General features: G+C 72.4%; 19 protein-coding genes and 1 tRNA gene. 14 read left to right on the forward strand and 6 right to left on the reverse strand.

The features are described 5' to 3' along the window. Positions 1-354 precede the first annotated feature (354 nt). The 5 genes from ACZ38L_RS26280 (at position 355) to ACZ38L_RS26300 (ending at position 4542) form a co-directional block, all read left to right on the forward strand. The gene (locus tag ACZ38L_RS26280; protein ID WP_465697753.1) at positions 355-1239 is read left to right on the forward strand and encodes a helix-turn-helix transcriptional regulator; all 885 of its coding nucleotides are present in this window, start codon (positions 355-357) and stop codon (positions 1237-1239) included. 251 nt (positions 1240-1490) lie between these two features. Continuing rightward, positions 1491-2240 carry an AAA family ATPase gene (locus tag ACZ38L_RS26285; RefSeq protein ID WP_465697755.1) on the forward strand — a complete coding sequence of 250 codons (750 nt, stop codon included), beginning with the start codon at positions 1491-1493 and terminating at the stop codon, positions 2238-2240. Then, positions 2237-3250: an AvrD family protein gene (locus ACZ38L_RS26290; RefSeq protein ID WP_465697757.1), complete on the forward strand. Its 1014-nt coding sequence runs from the start codon at positions 2237-2239 to the stop codon at positions 3248-3250. The genes ACZ38L_RS26285 and ACZ38L_RS26290 overlap by 4 nt, the downstream gene beginning before the upstream one ends. Next, complete coding sequence (locus ACZ38L_RS26295) at positions 3247-4266, forward strand: beta-ketoacyl-ACP synthase 3 (protein ID WP_465697759.1); 1020 nt, start codon at positions 3247-3249, stop codon at positions 4264-4266. Before ACZ38L_RS26290 ends, ACZ38L_RS26295 begins: the two co-directional genes overlap by 4 nt. Positions 4267-4314: 48 nt before the next feature. Next, on the forward strand, positions 4315-4542 hold the full coding sequence (locus tag ACZ38L_RS26300) for an acyl carrier protein (protein ID WP_465697761.1): 228 nt from the start codon (positions 4315-4317) through the stop codon (positions 4540-4542). A 35-nt stretch (positions 4543-4577) separates the two neighbouring features. Here ACZ38L_RS26300 and ACZ38L_RS26305 read toward each other — a convergent pair whose 3' ends face one another. Beyond that, entirely contained in the window at positions 4578-5006 is a 429-nt protein-coding gene (locus tag ACZ38L_RS26305; RefSeq protein WP_465697763.1) for a nuclear transport factor 2 family protein, read from the reverse strand. 94 nt (positions 5007-5100) lie between these two features. Between ACZ38L_RS26305 and ACZ38L_RS26310 the strand changes: the two genes are divergently transcribed. Then, positions 5101-6084 (forward strand): GlxA family transcriptional regulator, encoded by a 984-nt coding sequence (locus ACZ38L_RS26310; protein ID WP_465697765.1) that lies wholly within the window; start codon positions 5101-5103, stop codon positions 6082-6084. A gap of 8 nt (positions 6085-6092) precedes the next feature. Here ACZ38L_RS26310 and ACZ38L_RS26315 read toward each other — a convergent pair whose 3' ends face one another. The 4 genes from ACZ38L_RS26315 to ACZ38L_RS26330 all read right to left on the reverse strand — a co-directional run bounded on the left by ACZ38L_RS26315 (position 6093) and on the right by ACZ38L_RS26330 (position 9895). Beyond that, complete coding sequence (locus tag ACZ38L_RS26315; protein WP_465697767.1) at positions 6093-7097, reverse strand: NADP-dependent oxidoreductase; 1005 nt, start codon at positions 7095-7097, stop codon at positions 6093-6095. Between the two features lie 146 nt (positions 7098-7243). Further along, a complete protein-coding gene (gene mug / locus ACZ38L_RS26320) occupies positions 7244-7828 on the reverse strand; it encodes a G/U mismatch-specific DNA glycosylase (protein ID WP_465697769.1) in 585 nt (194 codons plus the stop codon). Positions 7829-7891: 63 nt separating this feature from the next. Beyond that, positions 7892-9073, reverse strand: a complete 1182-nt coding sequence (locus tag ACZ38L_RS26325; RefSeq protein WP_465697771.1) for a phosphatase PAP2 family protein — start codon at positions 9071-9073, stop codon at positions 7892-7894. Positions 9074-9406: 333 nt separating this feature from the next. Next, positions 9407-9895, reverse strand: a complete 489-nt coding sequence (locus ACZ38L_RS26330) for a YajQ family cyclic di-GMP-binding protein (RefSeq protein WP_465697773.1) — start codon at positions 9893-9895, stop codon at positions 9407-9409. Positions 9896-10090: 195 nt separating this feature from the next. Here ACZ38L_RS26330 and ACZ38L_RS26335 point away from each other — a divergent pair. Then, positions 10091-10171 (forward strand) — tRNA-Tyr (locus tag ACZ38L_RS26335). 487 nt (positions 10172-10658) lie between these two features. On the opposite strand, the gene ACZ38L_RS26340 is transcribed toward ACZ38L_RS26335, so the two are convergent. Then, the gene (locus ACZ38L_RS26340) at positions 10659-12065 is read right to left on the reverse strand and encodes a hypothetical protein (RefSeq protein ID WP_465697775.1); all 1407 of its coding nucleotides are present in this window, start codon (positions 12063-12065) and stop codon (positions 10659-10661) included. A 520-nt stretch (positions 12066-12585) separates the two neighbouring features. Between ACZ38L_RS26340 and ACZ38L_RS26345 the strand changes: the two genes are divergently transcribed. The 7 genes from ACZ38L_RS26345 to kdpF all read left to right on the forward strand — a co-directional run bounded on the left by ACZ38L_RS26345 (position 12586) and on the right by kdpF (position 19523). Further along, on the forward strand, positions 12586-13104 hold the full coding sequence (locus ACZ38L_RS26345; RefSeq protein WP_465697777.1) for a universal stress protein: 519 nt from the start codon (positions 12586-12588) through the stop codon (positions 13102-13104). Positions 13105-13157: 53 nt separating this feature from the next. Next, on the forward strand, positions 13158-13574 hold the full coding sequence (locus tag ACZ38L_RS26350) for a hypothetical protein (protein ID WP_465697779.1): 417 nt from the start codon (positions 13158-13160) through the stop codon (positions 13572-13574). 346 nt (positions 13575-13920) lie between these two features. Beyond that, the gene (locus ACZ38L_RS26355; RefSeq protein ID WP_465697781.1) at positions 13921-14745 is read left to right on the forward strand and encodes an SDR family NAD(P)-dependent oxidoreductase; all 825 of its coding nucleotides are present in this window, start codon (positions 13921-13923) and stop codon (positions 14743-14745) included. Between the two features lie 62 nt (positions 14746-14807). Further along, entirely contained in the window at positions 14808-14885 is a 78-nt protein-coding gene (locus ACZ38L_RS26360) for a 50S ribosomal protein bL37 (RefSeq protein WP_396557314.1), read from the forward strand. Positions 14886-15094: 209 nt separating this feature from the next. Then, positions 15095-16975 carry an APC family permease gene (locus ACZ38L_RS26365; protein WP_465697783.1) on the forward strand — a complete coding sequence of 627 codons (1881 nt, stop codon included), beginning with the start codon at positions 15095-15097 and terminating at the stop codon, positions 16973-16975. Positions 16976-17102: 127 nt separating this feature from the next. Beyond that, on the forward strand, positions 17103-19094 hold the full coding sequence (locus tag ACZ38L_RS26370; RefSeq protein ID WP_465697831.1) for an APC family permease: 1992 nt from the start codon (positions 17103-17105) through the stop codon (positions 19092-19094). A gap of 339 nt (positions 19095-19433) precedes the next feature. Continuing rightward, a complete protein-coding gene (gene kdpF / locus ACZ38L_RS26375; protein ID WP_396555532.1) occupies positions 19434-19523 on the forward strand; it encodes a K(+)-transporting ATPase subunit F in 90 nt (29 codons plus the stop codon).

The following is a 19523-nucleotide window of genomic DNA, read 5'->3' on the forward strand; positions in this document are numbered from 1 at the left end:
GCACTCCCACACCACGCCCACCCCATCCAGGAGCCACCCCCCGTTACCGAGCACTTCCGGCATCGGCATCGTCGTGAGCCCGGCGCCCGACCTCACCACGGGACGCCTCGCTCACGCTTGCCCTCAACCGGCCGGAACCACCCGAAAAGCAACCCCCCGCGGGACTTGACCAGCCCCACCCCTTCAGGGATGACCTGCGGTGACGGGTCGGGGAAAACCGGTCCGGCAGTTCGGCCGGGCAACTCGGTGGTACCGCGCCGAGCCCGTCCCAATGACTCCCGGGTATATTTCTACTTCTCGGTAGATATTCGCGCTCTGGTTTCCCCGGAAAGTGCCGAGGCTAGACTGAATGCCATGGGAAACGTTTCGAGCGGGTGGAGTTCCTCGCGCACCAGGCGGGCGGAACTTCGGGACTTTCTGCGAAGTAGACGTGCCGCGCTCAAGCCGGAGGAGGTCGGCCTGTCCTCGGTCGGTCTGCGCCGCACACCCGGCCTCCGGCGCGAGGAGGTGGCGGTGCTCGCGGGTATCGGGGTGTCCTGGTACACGTGGCTCGAACAGGGCCGGGACATCAAGGTCTCGCCGAGCGTGCTGGACGCGGTGAGCCGGGCACTGCGGCTGGACGAGCCGGAACGCGCCCACCTGCACCGGCTGGCGGGGCTCCACTCGCCGCTGCCCCGGGGCGCCGACGCCGGTCGGGTCCCGCCCAGGCTCCAGCGCATCGTCGACCGCTGGATGCCGTTCCCGGCGAAACTGGTCGACCGTTACGGCAACATCCCGGTGTTCAACAGCGCGGCCGGCGAGGTGTTCGGGCTGGCCGACGGGAACGTCAACGAGGTGGTCCGCTTCTTCCTGGACGACGAGTGGCGGACCAGATTTCCGGACGCCGAGGCCGTCGCCAGCGAGTTGATCGGTTTCTTCCGGGCGCAGGCCGCGCGTTATCCGGAGGACCGTGGTTTCACCGAGCTGGCCCGCCGGCTGCGCGCCGGGAGCCCGATTTTCGAAAGGCTCTGGCAGCGGCACGAAATCAGCCTGGCCCCCCGGGAGAGCAGGGTCGTCGAGCACCCCAGGTTCGGCCGGATGACCTTCGAGCACACCTCCCTGGAGCTCACCGAGGCCCCCGACCTCCGGCTCCACCTCTACGCGCCGGACCAGGAGACCGCGACGGCGACCAAACTCAAGCTCGTCATGCGGCAGTTCGAGACGCGGCGGTTCGATCGGGCGGACGATCGGGCGGCATGACTCCTCGACGGATCAGGGCCGTTCCTCTTCGTGGGGGCGGGTGACGCCAGGTGCGTCGCCCGCCCCCGTTCCGTCCGTCCGGTCGTCGGCCCCCGGTGCCTGGTGGTCCTGGCACCACCATGATCCGACACTGCCGTCCCCGGGTGAGCGCGAACTAACGTCGGAGACGGCGGCGGGACCGGCCCGCTCGGCGCGGATGCCGGGACCACTCGACACGCTGCCGTCCGACCACCCGGAATGAGGGTGCGAAGGTGAGGTTGTCAGTCTCGGGTACGTACTCCTCCGGCAAGACCCTTACGGTGCTGGCGCTTTCGCACCTGACGGGTCTGCCGCGGGCGGTCGCCAGGACGATGCGGGAGATCCTCCCCGAAGCGGTGCCGGGGAAGCCGCTGGCGGAGTGCACCTGGCCGGAGTTCCTCCAGTTGGTGATGCGACGTCACGTCGAGCGCGCGGTGCACGAGCGCCTGCTCGGTGACGGGTTCGTGTCCGACGGGTCCTCCCTGCAGGAATGGACCTACGGGACCCTGCGGGTGTCGGAGGGCATCAACCCGACCGCCACGGCCCACCTGGCGGAGGGCGAAGCGGTGCCCCGGACACCGGAGACGGACTTCTTCGAGCAGGTGATGATCCAGTACGGCGTCGCGTTCAAGCAGCACGTCGCGCGGACCTACGACTCCTTCGTGCACCTGCGCGACGAGCTGCCGATCGTCGCCGACGGCCACCGCCCGATGAACGCGCGGTTCCGCCGGCGCTGCGACGAGCTGCTGCTGCGCACCCTCGACGAACTGGGCGTGCCGTACCACGTCGTCGGCGGCCCGGTCGAGCAGCGCCTGGAGCGCATCACCGAGCTGTTCGACCTGCCGCGGCTCATCCCGACGGCCGAGGCGGTCCGGCGGGCGCGGGCCGACTACGACCGGCAGGACCTGCGGCTCGAGACCGAGCGGATCCGCCCCGACCGACCGGCGGAGAAGTCCAGCTACCACACACGGGGAGTGAGATGACCGGCACCACAGCAACGTCCGAGGTATTGCACCGGGCCACGGTGGACGACTACCTGGGACCCGGCGAGCGCCGCTTCTTCGGCGGTGGCTACCGGCGGGCCGAACAGCGCCTGACGGACATCCGGTTGACGCCGGCGCCGGACGGCGGGGGCACCGGCAGCGCCCGGGCGTCGGTCGGCTACCCGCAGGACTGGTCCCGGAAGGGCGACGCCGACCGGGTTCCGCACCTCAGCAGCGTCGACGTGCTGCTGATCGCGGGCGAGATGGCCGAGCTCCACCTGACCCACACGCTGGGGCTGGACCTGCGGCAGCGCGGCGAACTCCGCCTGAGACGGGTTCGGATCCAGGCCGGGACGAACCCGGTCGAGAAGGAGCTGGCCGACTTCCAGGTCCACGTGGCGGCCACGCCGCAGACCGAGCGGACCACGCTGGTGCACTGCCGGGTGGGCGCGCTGCGGGTGCGGTGCGAGGTCGAGCACCCGCCGCGCCCGGCCGTGCCCACCGTGGCACCGGCCCACCACCACCATCCCGACGCGCTGCTCGGCCCGGCCAGGCTGCGGCCCTTCGCCGCCGCGCACCGCACCAAGACGCAGCTCGTCGAGGACCTCCGGGTGGACCTGGCCGCCCGCCGGGCGACCGCGCTGGTCAGCACCCGCTCCTCGGCGCCCGCGGGCCTGCCGGTCCAGGGCCTGGAGAGCTACAGCCACGGCGCGACCTCGATCCTCGACGCCTTCGTCGCCGGGATCCAGCTGGGCCAGATCCTGCTCTACGGGCTGGACTCGGTCAGCCGGGCCGAGAGCGACACGCTCTGGATGCGACAGGCCGTCCTGGAGGTCGGCGATCCGTACCGGCCGGTGCGCTGTGCCGAACTCGCGGTCCGGCTGGCCGAGCCGCGGCTGCTCACCACCCGGAGCGGTGAGACCTGGCGGACCGTCGACGTCGTCGGTGAGTTCGAGCACCTGGGCTTCCGGTGCTCGGCGACCCACCGGTTGCCCGGCGGTGCGTCGTGACCCGCGCCGCCGTACTGCAGGGGATCGGCGGCATGGTGCCGCCGCGGATCGTCTCCAACGCCGAGCTCGCCGAGCTGGTCGGCGGCGACGACGCCTGGATCCGCACCCGGACCGGGATCCACCAGCGCCACTGGGCCGACCCCGGCACGGTGACCGGCGACCTCGCGGTGGCGGCCGGGGAACGGGCGCTGGAGTCGGCCGGAGCCGACGCGGTCGACCTGGTGATCCTGGCGACCAGCACGCCCGACCAGCCGATGCCCGCCACCGCACCCGAGATCGCGACCAGGCTCGGCGTGGGCACCCCGTGGGCCTACGACCTCTCGGCGGCCTGTGCGGGCTTCGTCTACGGCCTGGCCAACGCGGCGGGGGCGATCGCTGCCGGCACGGCGGAGCGGGTGCTGGTGATCGGGGCGGACATCTGGTCCACCCGGCTGAACCACGAGGACCGCGCCTCGGCGGTCATCTTCGGCGACGGCGCCGGCGCCGCCGTGCTCAGGGCCGGTGACCCGGCCGAGCCGGGCGCCTTCCAGGGCTTCGACCTCGGTGGCGACGGCCGGTTCAGGGAGTTGGGGCTGCTCGCGGCCGGCGGCTCCCGGCAGCGCTCGCACCGGGAGCCGCCACGGGACGAGGACAGCCTGCTCCTCCTGCGCGGCAAGGACATCTTCACCCACGCGGTGAAGCACATGAGCGCCTCCTCGGCCCGGCTGCTCCGGCGGGTCGGCTGGGAGGCGGCGAGCGTGGACCGGTTCGTCGGGCACCAGGCGAACGTCCGGATCCTCCAGACGGTCGCCGAGCTGCTGGCGGTCGACCGCGAGCGGGTGCTGGTCCACCTCGACCGGGTCGGCAACACCTCGGCCGCGTCGATCCCGTTGGCCCTGACCGACGCGGCGGCCCGCGGAACGCTCGGCACCGGTGACCGGGTGCTGTTGACCGCCTTCGGCGCCGGGCTGAACTGGGGCTCCGCCGCCGTGAGTTGGCCGGACATCAAGGTCGCCGGAGTGCTCGGCGACCGGTAGCCGGCCGGTGTGGACACCACTCGACCGTCATCGAAAGGCGAAGAGATCATGAGTGCTGTTGCCGACCGCATCGTCGGAATCCTGGCGGAGAGGTTCTCGATGGACGAGGCCATCACCTCCTCGACCGGCTTCTTCGAGATCGAACTCGACTCCCTGGTGATGCTCGAACTCTCCGTGATCCTGGAGAGCGAGTACGGCGTGCGCATCCCCGAGGACGACCTCCTGGAGGCGGGCAGTGCGGACGCCGTGGCCGCGCTGCTGGAGGTCGGCCACTGACGCGCCGCCCGCCACCCGGCCGCCGGGCTCCTCGGTCAGTCGAGGAGCCGGCGGTCGGCGGGGTCGATCGCCAGGTCGTTGATGCTGGCGTAGCGGCGGCGCATCAGGCCGTGCTCGTCGAACTCCCACTGCTCGTTGCCGTAGCTGCGCCACCACTGCCCGGGCGCGTCGTGCCACTCGTACTCGAAGCGGACCGAGATCCGGTTGCCGGTGCACGACCACAGCTCCTTGCGCAGCCGGTAGTCGAGTTCGCGCTGCCACTTGGCGCGCAGGAACGCGACGATCTCCGCCCGGCCGTGCAGGAAGAGGTCGCGGTTGCGCCACTCGGAGTCCTCGGTGTAGGCGAGGGCGACCCGTTCGGGGTCGCGGCTGTTCCAGGCCTCCTCCGCGGCCCGCACCTTCTGGCGGGCGGTGGCCTCGGTGAACGGGGGGAGGGGCGGTCGTTCGGTCGGTCGCTCTGTCATGGCTCGACTCTCGCAGCGCGGCCGGTCGCCCGGCCATGACCGGATGGACGGCACGCCCACAGATCCGGCCATCGCCGCGGCCTATCCTCGAAGGATGACCAACAGGCAGAGCCCACCACCCGCCCGGCGGCGACCGTTGATCGCGGTCCTCGGCTACGACGGGGTCCGGCTGCTGGACGTCGCCGCGCCGCTGGAGGTGTTCGACACCGCCGGCGGGTACCAGGTGGTGCTCTGCTCGCCCGGCGGGGGCCCGGTCACCGCCGCGACCGGCACTGTCCTGGCGGTGACCGCCGACGCCTTCGCGGTTCGGGCGGACACCGTGCTGATCCCCGGTGCGCCGACCCTGCCGGACGGCCTGACCGGCCTCGCCGCCGGCGAGGTGCTGGCCGCCGCGGTCGCGCTGGCCGGCTCCGCGCGCCGGGTGGCCTCGGTCTGCACCGGCGCCTTCGTGCTGGCCGAGGCCGGTCTGCTGGACGGCCGCCGGGCCACCACGCACTGGCGGCACGCGGCCGCGCTGCGCCGGCGCTACCCCCGGATCACCGTCGAGCCGGACGCCATCTACGTCCGCGACGGCCGGGTGCTGACCTCGGCCGGCGTCACCGCGGGGATCGACCTGGCGCTGGCCCTGGTCGAGGAGGACCGCGGCCCCGAGGCGGCCCGTGAGGTCGCCCGTGACCTGGTGGTCTTCATGCAACGGCCGGGCGGGCAGTCGCAGTTCTCGGTCCCGGCGCGCACCCCGCGGCCGCGGCACGACGCGCTGCGCGCCGTGCTGGACGCCGTCCTCGCCGACCCGGCCGCCGACCACTCGACCACCGCGCTGGCCGCCCTGGCCGGTCTGAGTGTCCGTCAACTCACCCGGCTGTTCCGGGCCCAACTGGACAGCACGCCGGCCGGCTACGTCGAGCTGGTCCGACTGGAGGCCGCCCGTGGGCTCCTGGAGGGCGGTGAGACGGTGGCCGGCGCGGCTCGGCGGTCGGGGTTCGGCAGCGACGAGACGCTGCGCCGGGTCTTCCTGCGCCACCTCGGCGTCCCGCCGTCCGGCTACGCGGCCCGTTTTCGCGGAACTCACGTGCGGTAGACGGTAGTTCAGGACGGATCGCCGACCTGGACGATCATCTTGCCGGTGTTGGCGCCACCGAGCATCCCGAGGAAGGCGTTCACCACCTGGTCGAAGCCCCGCACCACGGTCTCGTCCGCCAGCACCCGCCCGGCGAGCAGGTGCGGCACCAGGAACTCCTCCAACTCGCCCTGCACCCCACGGTGGTTGGCGACCAGGAAGCCCTCCAGGCGCAGGCTCTTGGAGACCACGTCGTAGAGGTTGCGCGGTGCGGCGGGCGGCTCGCTGCTGTTGTACTGGCCGACCGCGCCGCACCAGGCGATCCGGCCGTACGGGCGCAACACGTCGATGGCGCCCGCCAGATGCTCGCCGCCGACGTTGTCGAGGTAGGTGTCGATCCCCTCCGGGGCCGCCCGGCGCAGGAGTTCACCGACCGGGCCGTCGTGGTAGTCGAACGCGGCGTCGAAGCCGAGCCGTTCGGTCAGGTGCTGCACCTTGGCCGGCGAGCCCGCGCTGCCGATGACCCGCCCCGCGCCGAGCAGCCGGGCGAGCTGGCCCGCGGCGCTGCCGACCCCGCCGGCCGCCGCCGAGATGAAGACGCTCTCGCCGGGCTGCAGCCGGAGCACCCGGGTCAGGCCGACGTACGCGCTGAGGCCGGTGCCGCCGAGCACGCTCAGGTAGGCGCTGAGCGGCACGCCCGGGCGGTTCGGCACCACCCGCACCTCGTCGGCGGTCACCAGGGCGTGGGTGCGCCAGGCGTGCCGGTGGCGGACCAGGTCGCCGACCGCCAGGCCGGGCGCCCGGGACTCGACGACCCGTCCGATCGAACGGCCCTCCAGTGGGGCGTTCAGCTCCCACCCGCCCTCGTTCATCGCCTCCCGCATGTATGGGTCGACCGAGAGGTAGACGTTCTCCACCAGCGCCTGCCCGGGCGCCGGGGCCGGCAGGGTGCCCTCGACGAAGGCGAAGTTGTCGGGGGTGGGCATGCCGGTGGGGCGGGACACCTGGTGGACAGCCTGGAACGAACGGGACATCGCGGACTCCTGGGACTCCTGGGACGGGACGGCGGTCGCACGCTCGGTGTGGCCGGTGTGATCACCGTAGGAGCGCGGCGGAGGCGGAAGCAGGGGTCCGCGTCGATGGCTGGCGCCCTTCCATGAATCCCGTTCATGGAACTCGCCTACTCGGCCGGCAGCGCCTCGCGCAGCTCGCGGAACCGCTCGGCCAGTGCGTCCAGGCTGTAGTGCGCGTTGAGCCCGCTCGGGTTGGGCAGCACCCAGACCTCGGTACCGCCCGCCCCGCCGCCCAGCTCGTCCGGGAGCTGGTCGGCCGGCTGCCGCCCGATCGTCGCGCGCGGCCGGCCGAACGCCGTCCGGTAGGCGCCGATCCCGAGCACCGCCAGCGCCCGTGGCCGCAGCCGGGTCACCCGTTCGGCCAGCTCGGCGCCGCCCTCGCGCAGCTCGTCCCGGGTCAGCTCGTCGGCCTTGGCGCTGGCCCGGGCGACCACGTTGGTGATGCCCAGCCGCAGGCCGAGCAGTTCCTGCTGCTGCTCGGGCCGCAGCTGGGCCGGGGTGAAGCCGGAGCGGTGCAGCGCCGGCCAGAAGCGGTTGCCCGGGCGGGCGAAGTGGTGGCCGGTGGCGCCGGACCACAGACCGGGGTTGATGCCGCAGAACAGCACCCGCAGGCCAGGGGCGGAGACGTCGGGGATGGTGACGTCCTGGGCGGCGGCGAGCTGTTCGGCGGTGGGGCGAGGAGAAGTGGGCACGCGTCCAGTCTGCCCGCCCGCCCCGCCACGGCCCCAGGGGGTGCCCAACTCCCCAGGGGCCGCTCAGCGCCGTTTCAGCAGCTCACGTTCGTTCAACAGCTCCGCGGGCTCGTCATCCCCGCCCTCGTCCTCGTGTCCGGCCTCGTGTTCCGTCGCCGTCCGCGCGGCCGTTCCGTGGGCCAGCTGTCGCAGCTCCTCCCGCCGGCCGTCGCCCTCCCCTCCGTCCACCGCCGCCTTCGCGGCCTTGCGGGCGGCCCGGCGGTCCAGCAGCCGGTTCAGCCCGAGGACGATCACCGTGGCGTACAGCCAGCCCATCAGGATGTCGATCACGAAGTGCTCGGCGCCGTACACCAGGCTGAACGCCATCGCCAGCGGATACGCGACCAGCAGCACCCGCAGCTTCCGTCCGGCGGTGGGCCAGAAGAAGAGCGCCAGCATCATCGGGTAAGCGGCGTGCAGCGAGGGCATCGCGGCCACGTCGTTGTCGAACTGGCTGCCGTTCTCGAAGATCGATCCGGCCCGCGGCAGCCCGCTCTGCGTCAGCACGTCCGAGACGACCCGGGTGACGGCCGGGATGTGCCCGGCCTGGCTGGTCAGCCACGGCGGGTCGGCCGGGTAGAGGATGTACGTCGCGAACCCGGCGAAGGTCAGCGCCAGGTAGAGCGCCACCAGCCGGGTGAAACGGTCGTGCCGCCGGCGCCAGAGCACCGCCATCACCACGAAGACGGTGAAGAAGTGCGACATGTAGACCGTGGTGACCACGTAGTCGTACCAGTGCGGGTGGCCGGGGGTGTACAGCCAGTGCTGCAGCCGTACGGTCCACACCTGTCCGAAGCCGACCGCGCGGTCGAAGGCCAGCTGCGGCGCCCAGTGCACGGCCCACGGCGTGTGCGCGCCGTACCCGCGCAGCAGCGAGTACGCCCAGACCGCCGCCATCACCGGTATCCAGTCGCGCAGCACCCGCAGCCAGCCGAACCGCCGGCCGCTGTGCACGGCGGCGGCGCTCAGTGCGCCGATCAGCCAGAGGAAGACCACGTCGTTCTGGTACGGCAGGCCGTTGTCGGCGATGTACCGCCAGAGCGAGTAGAAGTAGACCGGCCAGGCCAGCATCCGCAGGTACTGGGCCTTCTGGCGGGCGTAGGCCAGTCGGGCTCTCCACCCCGCGGCGGCGGGCTCGGCGGCACGCAGCGGCTCCGGCCGGATCGAGGCGGCCGACTGGCGAGCGGAGCGGAACAGGCTGGTCACCGGTGGCGTCCCCTTCACGAGGTCAGGTGGGGCGAGCCGGGTCAACGTAGCAGTGGATTCTTTAAGAATCACTGAGTACGGCAGACCCGTTTTTCGCGCACCGACCGACTTGGCCGGCCCAGGGACCGTTGCCCTGCGGCGGGCCCGGCGGAGCGGCACATGCAATTCTCAGGAAACGCCGTGGCCGGCCGGCCCGCCACAGCGGGCGAGGGCGCCGCGACCGCGACGCCCTCCGTGCCGCCCTTGCCCAGGAACGCTCCCCGGCCGGCCGTCGGCGTCACCCTGGTCGCTACGCCGACCGGGGTAGCCGACCGTCAGAAGTTCAATCCCGGTTCACCGGTAGTTCACGAACTGGACGGCGAAATCCAGGTCCTTGCCCTTGAGCAGCGCCTGCACGGCCTGCAGGTCGTCGCGGCTCTTCGAGGACACCCGCAGCTCGTCGCCCTGGATCTGCGCCTTGACGCCCTTCGGGCCCTCGTCGCGGATGATCTTCGAGACCTTCTTGGCGTTCTCCTGGGAGATGCCCTCCTTGATGGTCGCGAAGATCTTGTACTCCTTGCCGGACAGCTGCGGCTCGCCGGCGTCCAGCGCCTTCAGCGAGACCTTCCGGGCGATCAGCTTGGACTGGAGGATGTCGAGGATGGCCTTGACCCGCTCCTCGCCGTCGGCCTTCATCTCGATCTTGTCGCCGGTCCAGCCGATGGTGGCCCCGACGTTCTTGAAGTCGTAGCGGGTGGCGATCTCGCGGGAGGTCTGGTTGATCGCGTTGTCGACCTCCTGCTTCTCGACCTTCGAGACGATGTCGAAACTGGAGTCGGCCATCTGTGGTGGTCTCCTTGTGGTGTCGGCGGCATGGGCCCCGCACGGGCGGGGCAGGTCACGGCCCCAGCCTATCCAGCCCCACCCGACCCGAGCGTCTTGATCATCGCGTGACCAATCGAGTGGCGGAGCACCCCCACTCATCAGGTATCGTTTACCGAGTCGAACGGGGCAAGGCCCCCGGGAGACACCAATCCTGGCTGGTTGCCCGAGCGGCCAAAGGGAGCAGACTGTAAATCTGTCGCGCAAGCTACGCAGGTTCGAACCCTGCACCAGCCACAGGATAGAGAACGGCCCCTGATCTGCGGAAACGCGGATCAGGGGCCGTTCTGTTGGGTGCTCCGGGTTCCGGGCGGGTGCCGGACTCGCTCCCGCTCGCCGGGCGCCTCGGCGAACCGCCCGTTCACCGCCTTCATGGCGCCGTCCGGGCACTTGGCGCGGGCCGTCGGTCCGGGGCGGTACCGCCTGCCGGCCGACCCGGCGACCAGGCCGGCTTCCCCCGCGTCGGGAACAGGTCCGCGTGCTTCCCGTCGGAGCGGAACGGGCCCGACCCGTCCCGGGTCCGGATCGCCAACTGCCTTCGGGGAACGAGGTCTTCTTCTCCCGGGGCGATCGGCCGCATCGGCATCGACACCCTCCCCACGCGGCAACGGCGGTCCCCGAGACCACGATCTGGTCTCGGGGACCGCCGTCACCCACGCCCGGATGCCCGGATCAACTCACGCCCCGGATCGACAGCATCGGGCCTTCGTGCTCGCGCCGCCGGTCAGCCCTGCGCCTTCGCCCGCCGGCGCTGGGCGTAGAGGACCGCGCCGGCGCCGAGTGCGACGAGGGCTCCACCCGCGCCGAACAGGGCGGGGGTGTCACCGGCGCCGGTGTAGGCGAGGCTGGCGGCGGCGGGCGTGGTGGTGTCGCTGGCGAGCGTGGTGGTGGTCGGGGCCGAGGAGGAGTCCGACGCCGGAGCGACCGGCGCGGCGGAGGTCTGGGTCGGGCCGGCGGTGGCCACGGGGGCCGGGGTCGTGGCGGAGGTGTCCGAGACCGGGGTGACGGGGTTGCCGGTCGTGCCGGTCGGGCCGGTCGGGCCGGTCGAGCCGGTCGGGGCCGTGCCGGCCGTGCCGGTCGCGGTCGTGGTGGTCGGCGAGGTCGGGCCCGGCTGCCCGGTCTGGCCGCCGGAGGAGGAGAGGGGAGTGCCGTCCACGGTCAGCAAGGCCTTCACGGTGACGTCCACCGGGCCCTGGTTGGTGTCCGGGGCGAGGCTGAGCCAGTCGAGCAAGGTGACGCCCGGCCCGGTGAAGCTGGTGAGCGAGAGCCGCAGCTTGTACTGGTGGCTCGCGCCCTTGGCGAGACCGGCGGTCACCGGGGGCAGCTGCCAGCAGGTGCCCGAGCCCGGGACCGAGACCCACTCGTCGTCCTGCCACACCTCCAGGCCGAAGGTGGCCCCGCCCGGCTTCGTGTCGCCGAAGCGGAGCGTGGGGTTGATCGCCGAGTCGATGTCCGAGCCGTTGTTGGTCAGGATGAGGTCCGTCTCGAACGGCTTCTGGTACGAGACGGTGCCCGAGAAGTTCGAGAAGCTCTGGACGAGCGCACCGGTGGAGGAGCCGATCGGCAGTGTCACGGGGTCACCGTTGGTGCTGTCGTCCACGTCGTTCGCCAGGCTGAGCTTGAGGGCGGTGTCATCCGAGGGGAGGGCGGCCGTCACACCGAAGGAGACCGACCAGCTGTAGGTCTCGTGGGCCGGCACCATGAAGGGCACCGAGATCATGCGGTGGTCGGGCACGACGTAGCCGTGGAACCCGTCGTTCCGCCAGTTCGACTGGCCCCAGGTGGCCGGCGCGGAGATCGCCTTGGCGTCGAAGTTGATCCAGTCCAGTCCACTTGCGGAGGGGCCCACCGGCGTGGCGGCGATCGACGGGTTGAACGGCTGCGCCTGGTCGGAGTTGTTGGTGACGGTCAGCGTCAGGGACTCGGTGCCGCCGCCGCGGGTCAGCGGGGTCACCGACGAGGGCGCCGACAGCTGGGCGACCAGGGGCTTGGCGTCGCTCTGCGCGGGAGCACCGGGGGCCGGGGTGGCGGCGAAGGCGGTCGCGGGTGCGAGCGCGGCGGTGCCGGTGGCGAGGACGAGCGCGGTGGCGGCCAGCAGGCGGGAGCGACGGGCGAACGGGCGTGCGAGCATGGTGATTTCCCCCCGGAAATTCGTTGCGGATGAGCGCGGAGTCGGTTCGCTGCGAGTGAGCGCGGGGCGGCCCGCTGCTCGTTCGTGGGACTCGGCGGCTGCGATGTGAAGATCTTGTCAGAGGAATGGTTCGCCTACCATCCTGGAACCGTCACCGCCGTGTAACAGCCCATCCGGCGGGACCTGATGCCCCGTCTGCTCCTCGGCGGTGCCCGGGAGGTCGCGGCGACTATTGCGCATAGCTTGCACATGCGTATCCATGGCAGGAGAGTGGTCGCGGGGCGGGGCCGACGGTGCGCAGCCTCCCCGCTGGGTCCATCCGAGCTGATCGTCTTCCCAACCGGCGCCCGCCGGGACTTCCGGCTCGCCCCGCCCCTACGATTCCTGCTTCCAGTCGCCGTCAGAGCGGCGTTCGGAAGGCCGCCGTGGCCGTCAGGGAAGCGTCAAGGGAGCTTCACCGCCCGCGGTTCCCCGGTTTGCTGGAGGCATCGCGTCCAGAGCGACCAGGAGGAGGGCGGCCATGCCCGAGCAGCGGCGGATCGTCGTCGGTGTGAGCGGTTCGCTGGGGAGCCTCGCGGCGCTGCACCGGGCTGTGGCCGAGGCCCGCCGGACGGACGCCGCGCTGCTGGCCGTGCTCGCCTGGGTCCCGCCGGGCGGCGAGTACAGCTTCCGCCGCTCGCCCTGCCCACCGCTGGTCTCGGCCTGCCGCGACGCGGCCGTCGAGCGGATGCTGGCCGCGGTGACGGAGGCGTTCCCGACCGGCGACCCGGGTGTCCCGCTGGAGTGCGTGGCGGTTCGCGGCGAGCCGGGCGTGGTGTTGGTGGGGGCCGCCGACCGGTCGGACGACCTGCTGGTGGTCGGCGCGGGCCGCCCCGGCCCGTTGTGCCGGCTGCTCCGCCCGTCGGTGACCTCCTACTGCGTGCGCCGGGCCGGCTGCCCGGTGCTGACCGTGCCACGGCTCGCGCTGCAACGGGAGTTGGCCGAGGTCCAGCGGCGCAACACCTGGCACCTGCCGCTCGAACCGGTCCCGAGCCGCTGAGCCGGCCGCCGATGGACCCCTCGGCCCGTCCCGCCCGCGGCCCCGCCACACCGATGCGCCTCTACTCGGCGCCCGCGCGTCCCGGTGCGCGCCGCTACCGGCCCGCGGTGGACCGGTTGGCCGTCCCGATGTGCGGCGCGCTGGCCCTGGCCGGATCCATCGTGCTGGCCTTCGCGCTGGCCGCGGTGCGGGAGTTGAACGCCGGCTGGTTCGCGCTGGGTGGGTACGCCGTGCTCTGCGGCGCGCTCGGCGCGCTCTCCCGTCCCTGGGCGGCGTCGGTGATCGGCGGGATCGGCTGGCTCTTCTTCAACGGGTTCGCGGCGCACCGCCACGCCACGCTCGGCTGGGCCGGGCACGGCGTCGAGCCGTTGCGCATGGGCCTGTTGACGGGCGCGGCACTGCTGGCCGCGCTCCCGGCCGCGCTGCCGCGCCGCCGGATCCGGGCCGGCCACTGGCCCTGGGCCGGGTGAGGGGGCGAGGTCGGCGTCAGGGTTCTGTCAGGGGCGGCGAGTCGGACTTGTCCGGCCGCCCGCAATGTCCTTGGATGGAAGGCATGTTCCGCGTCGCCCGCCATCATGACCGCCCGCCGCATCCGCGGGCGCTGTCCGGCCTGCGCGCGCTGACCGAGGTCGCCCGCTGATCAGCCCGCGCGGTCACGCTGATCAGCTCGCGCGACCAACTTCCGTGTCAGATCGCTGAGTTGTCCGCAGCGGCCGGATCCGGTACGACCGCGTCCGCGTCGAACGCGCGGCACCCTTCGGCGGTCCGGTGTCAACTCCGGCCCGCGTCAAACCACTTCACCCTTGGATGGGTTCGATGTCCGTCTCTTCCCCTGCCCTGCCCACCCGGGTCGCCCTGGTCACCGGTGCCTCCTCGGGGATCGGCTGGGAGACCGCCCGGCTGCTGGCCGAGGCGGGCGCCACCGTCGTCGTGCACGCCCGGACCGAGCGGGAGGGCGTGGACGCCGTCGCCCGGCTCGTCGCGACCGGCCTGCCGGAGGACCGGTTCCACCTGCTGGCCGCCGACTTCGCGCGGCTCTCCGAGGTGGCCGGGCTGGCCGCCGCGGTCGCCGAGGCGTTCCCGGCGCTCGACCTGCTCGTCAACAACGCCGCGGTGATGGCGCCCGAGCGGTGCACGTTGACCGACGACGGCAACGAGATCTCGTTCCAGGTCAACTTCCTCGCCGCGCACCTGCTGGCGAAGCTGCTGCGGGCGCCGCTCGCCGCGGCCGGCGCGGCCCGGATCGTCAACGTCTCCTCCTCGCTGCACCGCACCGCCGCGATGAACTGGAACGACCCCAACCGGGTGCGCAAGTACTCCCGGGTCGCCGCCTACGCGCAGTCACAGCTCGCGCTCACCATGGCCACCCGCGACATGGCGCCCGAGGGATCCGGGGTGACCGCGGTCAGCGTCAACCCGGGCCTGTGCGACACCGCGCTGCTGCCGCTGTACGGACGGGTCGGCGCACCGCCGGCCGAGGGCGCGGCGGCCGTGGTCCGGCTCTGCGACCCGCGCTTCCCGCTCACCAACGGTGCGTACTACGACGGCGGTGACATCGCGCCGACCGCGCAGATCGTGCAGGAGGAGCGCTCGCAGCGCCGGCTGGCCAAGCTCGCCGACCTGCTGGAGACCCGGGCCTGAGCGGGCTGACGGCACTGAAGTCCGAACGGGGAACACGGAACACCGAACGAGGAGGAGAGCCGATGTCCAAGCGGGCCCGCAAGAAGAAGGACCGCCGGCGGAAGAAGGCCAACCACGGCCGCCGCGCGGGCGGCCGCTGAACGCTCCCGCGGGAGCGCCCCGGAGCGCCCCCGGCGCCGAGTGCCACCGGCGCCGGGGGCTTCACCAAACGCACCGCGCGGGCCGGCGGGCCGGCGTCAGAGCACCGTCAAGGAACCCCGGTCCGGTGTATCGAACGCGTATCGAGCGGACGGCGGTCCCGGAGCCGCGGAGACGATTCCACGCGTACCCGAGCGCGGAGGTCCGCCCGATGCCACCCACCCCCGACGAAGCCACCGGCCACGTCCTCACCGCGGGCCCCGCGGCCGGCCCCGCCGAGCGCCCGGCCGCCCGTCCCGGGCACGAGCGCGACCGCGACAAGCTCACCGCGCTGGGCGGCCTGGCCGCCCTCTCCCTCGACGCGATGGCCTCGGTGGCGTACGGTCCGGAGTCGATCGTGCTGGTGCTCGCCGCGGCCGGCGCCTACGGCCTCGGCTTCGCCCTCCCGGTCACCGCCGCGATCGCCCTGCTGCTGGCGGTGCTGACCGCCTCCTACCGTCAGGTGATCGCGGCCTTCCCGGACGGCGGCGGCTCGTACGCGGTGGCCAAGACCCACCTCGGCCGGCGCACCGCGCTCACCGCCGCCGCCTCGCTGGTGATCGACTACATCCTGAACGTCGCGGTCTCCGTCACGGCCGGGGTGGCCGCGCTGACCTCGGCGTTCCCCGGCCTCTACGCCGACCGGGTCTGGCTCTGCCTGGCCGTGCTGGTCGTGGTCACCGTGGTCAACCTGCGCGGCATCGCCGAGTCGGCCCGCTGGTTCATGGCACCCACCGCTGTCTTCGTGCTGTCGATCATGGCGATCATCGTGGTCGGCCTGTTCCGCTCGGCGCCGGCCAGCACGGCGGCCGCCGCCGGCCACGCCTCGGTGCTGGCCGGCAACGCGACGAGCGTGGGCGCGCTGCTGCTGCTCAAGGCCTTCGCCTCCGGCTGCTCGGCGCTGACCGGGGTGGAGGCGGTGGCCAACGCCGTGCCGTCGTTCCGCGCGCCGCGGGTCAAGCGGGCCCAGCACACCGAGCTCGCGCTGGGCGCGCTGCTCGGCGTGATGCTGATCGGACTGGCGGTGCTGATCGGCCGTTTCCACCTCCGGCCGGTGGAGGGGGTGACCCTGCTCGCCCAGCTGGCGGACGCCTCGCTCGGCCACGGCTTCGGCTTCTACCTGGTGCAGTTCGCCACGGTGGTCCTGCTCGCGCTGGCGGCCAACACCTCCTTCGGCGGGCTGCCGGTGCTGATGCGGCTGCTGGCCCGCGACAACCACCTGCCGCACGTCTTCGCGCTGCGCGCCGACCACCAGGTGCACCGGCACGGCGTGCTCTTCCTGGCGCTGGCCTCGGCGGTGCTGCTGGTCGGCTCGGGCGGCGACGTCAACAGCCTGGTGCCGCTCTTCTCGATCGGCGTCTTCGTCGGCTTCACGATCTGCCAGGTCGGCATGGTGAAGCACTGGTACCTGACCCGGGCGGCCGGCTGGCGGGGGAAGGCCCTGCTGAACGGCTTCGGCGCGGTGCTGACCGGGGTCGCGACCCTGGTGGTCACCGGCACCAAGTTCACCGAGGGCGCCTGGGGGATCGTGGTCGCACTGCCGCTGCTGGTGCTGCTCTTCGAGGCGGTGCACCGGGCGTACGCGCGGATCGGCGAGCGGCTGGAGCTGGGCCGGATCCCCGGCCCGGTGACCCGGCAGCGCTCGCTGGTGGTGGTGCCGGTGATGGGGATCTCCCGGATGACCCGGGACGCGCTCTCGGCGGCCGTCTCGCTCGGCGACGAGGTGCTGGCGGTGACCGTCGTGCACACCGAGCCGGACGCCGAGGACCAGCAGGCCACCGACGCGCTGCTGCGCGACTGGGACCTCTGGCAGCCCGGTGTGCCGCTGGTCCGGGTGCCGGACGCGCACCGGCGGCTCGGCCGGCCGCTGGTGGGCTTCGTCAACGAGCTCGGCGCCGAGCACGCGTACGACCGGATCACCGTGCTGATCCCGGAGGTCGAGCCGGTCCGGCTCTGGCAGCGGGCGCTGCAGAACCAGCGCGGCGCGCTGATCGACCGGGCGCTGCGCCGTGGCACCGACGCGGTGGTCTGCCGACTGCGGCTGCGGATGTAGTGGCGTGCCGGGCCTCCCCGGCGGCCGGCCCCCGCGCGTCTGCCATTACCCAAGCGGTCCGGACGCTTACGCTCCGCTTGTGTTCAACGTCCCCGCCGCTCTCAAGCGCCTCGTCATCGGCCGGGCCATGCGCAGCGAGGAGCTGGGCGAGACCCTGCTCCCCAAGCGCCTGGCCCTGCCGATCTTCGCGTCCGACCCGCTCTCCTCGGTGGCCTACGCCACCGAGGAGATCCTCCTGGTGCTCACCATCGGTGGCACCGCGTTCCTCCACCTGACCCCGTGGATCGGGCTCGGCGTGGTCGTGCTGATGGCGGTGGTGGTGATGTCCTACCGCCAGGTCGTGTACGCCTATCCGGACGGCGGCGGCTCCTACGAGGTGGTGAGCAGCAACCTCGGCCCGCGGGCCGGCCTGGTGGTGGCCGCCGCGCTGCTGGTCGACTACGTGATGACGGTGGCGGTCTCGGTGGCCTCCGGGGTGGACAACATCATCTCGGCGTTCCCCAGCATCGGCGGCGCCCGGGTGGGGATGGCGATCGGGTTCGTGGTGCTGCTGGCCGCGATGAACCTGCGCGGGGTCCGGGAGTCCGGCAAGGCCTTCGCCGCCCCGACCTACCTCTTCATCTTCGGCATCCTGCTGATGGTGATCACCGGTCTGGTCCAGGCGGCGCTCGGGCACCCGCCGGTGGCCGCCAGCGCCAAGTACCCGATCACCCCGGAGGACCACGCCAACACCCTGGCCGGGGCCGCCCTCGTCCTGCTGGCCCTGCGCGCCTTCGCCTCCGGCTGCACCGCGCTGACCGGGGTCGAGGCGATCTCCAACGGGGTGCCGGCCTTCCGCAAGCCCAAGTCGCGCAACGCCGCCACCACGATGACGGTGATGGGCCTGACCGCCGTGGTGATGTTCGCCGGGATCACCGTGCTGTCGCTGGTCGCCAAGGTCCACAAGACCAACGACACCTGCCAGCTGGTGGGCTTCCCGGGCGACTGCCACACCGCCTCGCAGCCGACCGTGATCGCCCAGCTGGCCTCGTCGATCTTCGGCGGTGACCACAGCCCGCTCTTCTTCTACATCCAGGCGGCCACCGCGCTGGTCCTGATCCTGGCGGCGAACACCGCGTTCAACGGGTTCCCGCTGCTCGCCTCGATCCTCGCCCAGCACCGCTACCTGCCCCGGCAGCTGCACACCCGCGGCGACCGGCTGGCCTTCTCCAACGGGATCATCGCGCTGGCCGTGGTCAACGCCGGCCTGCTCTGGCTGTACGGAGCCAACGTCACCAACCTGATCCACCTCTACATCCTGGGCGTCTTCACCTCCTTCACGCTCTCCCAGATCGGCATGGTCCGGCACTGGAACGAGACGCTGGCGACCGAGACCGACCCGGCCGTGCGGCACGCCGCCCAGCGCTCCCGGGTGATCAACGGCTTCGGCGCGGTCGTCACCGCGCTGGTGCTGGTAATCGTGCTGATCACCAAGTTCACCCAGGGCGCCTGGCTCGCCGTGCTGGCCGCGGTGGTGCTCTGGGTGATGATGCGCGGGATCCGGCGGCACTACGACGCGGTCGCCGACGAGCTGGCGGTGGTGGACCCGAAGGCCGAGTCGGTCCACCCGTCCAAGGTGCACGGCATCGTGCTGGTCTCCACGCTGCACAAGCCGACCCTGCGGGCGCTGGGCTACGCCGAGGCGTTCCGGCCGGACACCCTGGAGGCGGTCACCGTGGCGGTGGAGAAGGAGTCGATGGACGAGCTCAAGCAGAAGTGGTCGGACTACGACGTCCGGGTGCCGCTCAAGGTGCTGGACTCGCCGTACCGGGAGATCACCAAGCCGGTGGTCGGCTACGTCCGTTCGGTCAAACGCGACAGCCCGCGCGACGTGGTCGCCGTCTTCATCCCCGAGTACGTGGTCGGCCGCTGGTGGGAGCACCTGCTGCACAACCAGTCGGCGCTCTGGCTGAAGAGCCGGCTGCTCTTCACCCCCGGCGTGATGGTGATCAGCGTGCCCTGGCAGCTCTCCTCGGCCCCCCGTGCCGACCACCCGGCCCGCCGCGCCCCCGGGGCGGTCCGCCGCGGCGAGCCCGCCGGCCCCGAACGGGAGCCGATCCGCACCGGCAAGCAGGGCTGAGCGAGTACCCGCCCGCACCGGCCCCGGACGACGCGATCGTCCGGGGCCGAGTGCGTTATCGCCGTGTTATCCCCCCGTGACCGCGCCGAACGGGACCGTATGAGGGCCGTCAACAATCGAACGGAGCCCGTATGGAGGGCGTCAAGAACCTTCTGCGGCCCGGATCCGGACGGTTTGCTACTGGGGCCGGCCTGCCGCCGGTGTCGTGAAGCCCCGCGTGGAGGTACACGGCCAGGTCCCAACCACCTTGGTGGAGCCCATGCTCGACTTCGTCTTCGTCGGCCTCACGGTTGTCGTGTTCGCCGTCCTCGCTCTGATCGCCCGGGGGGTGGAGAAGCTGTGAGCGTCGAGAACATCGCAGGTCTCGTCATCGCCGTCGCGCTCATCGGCTACCTCGTCGTGGCGCTGATCTACCCGGAGAAGTTCTGA

It is taken from the genome of Kitasatospora sp. NPDC024654, from assembly GCF_055559155.1.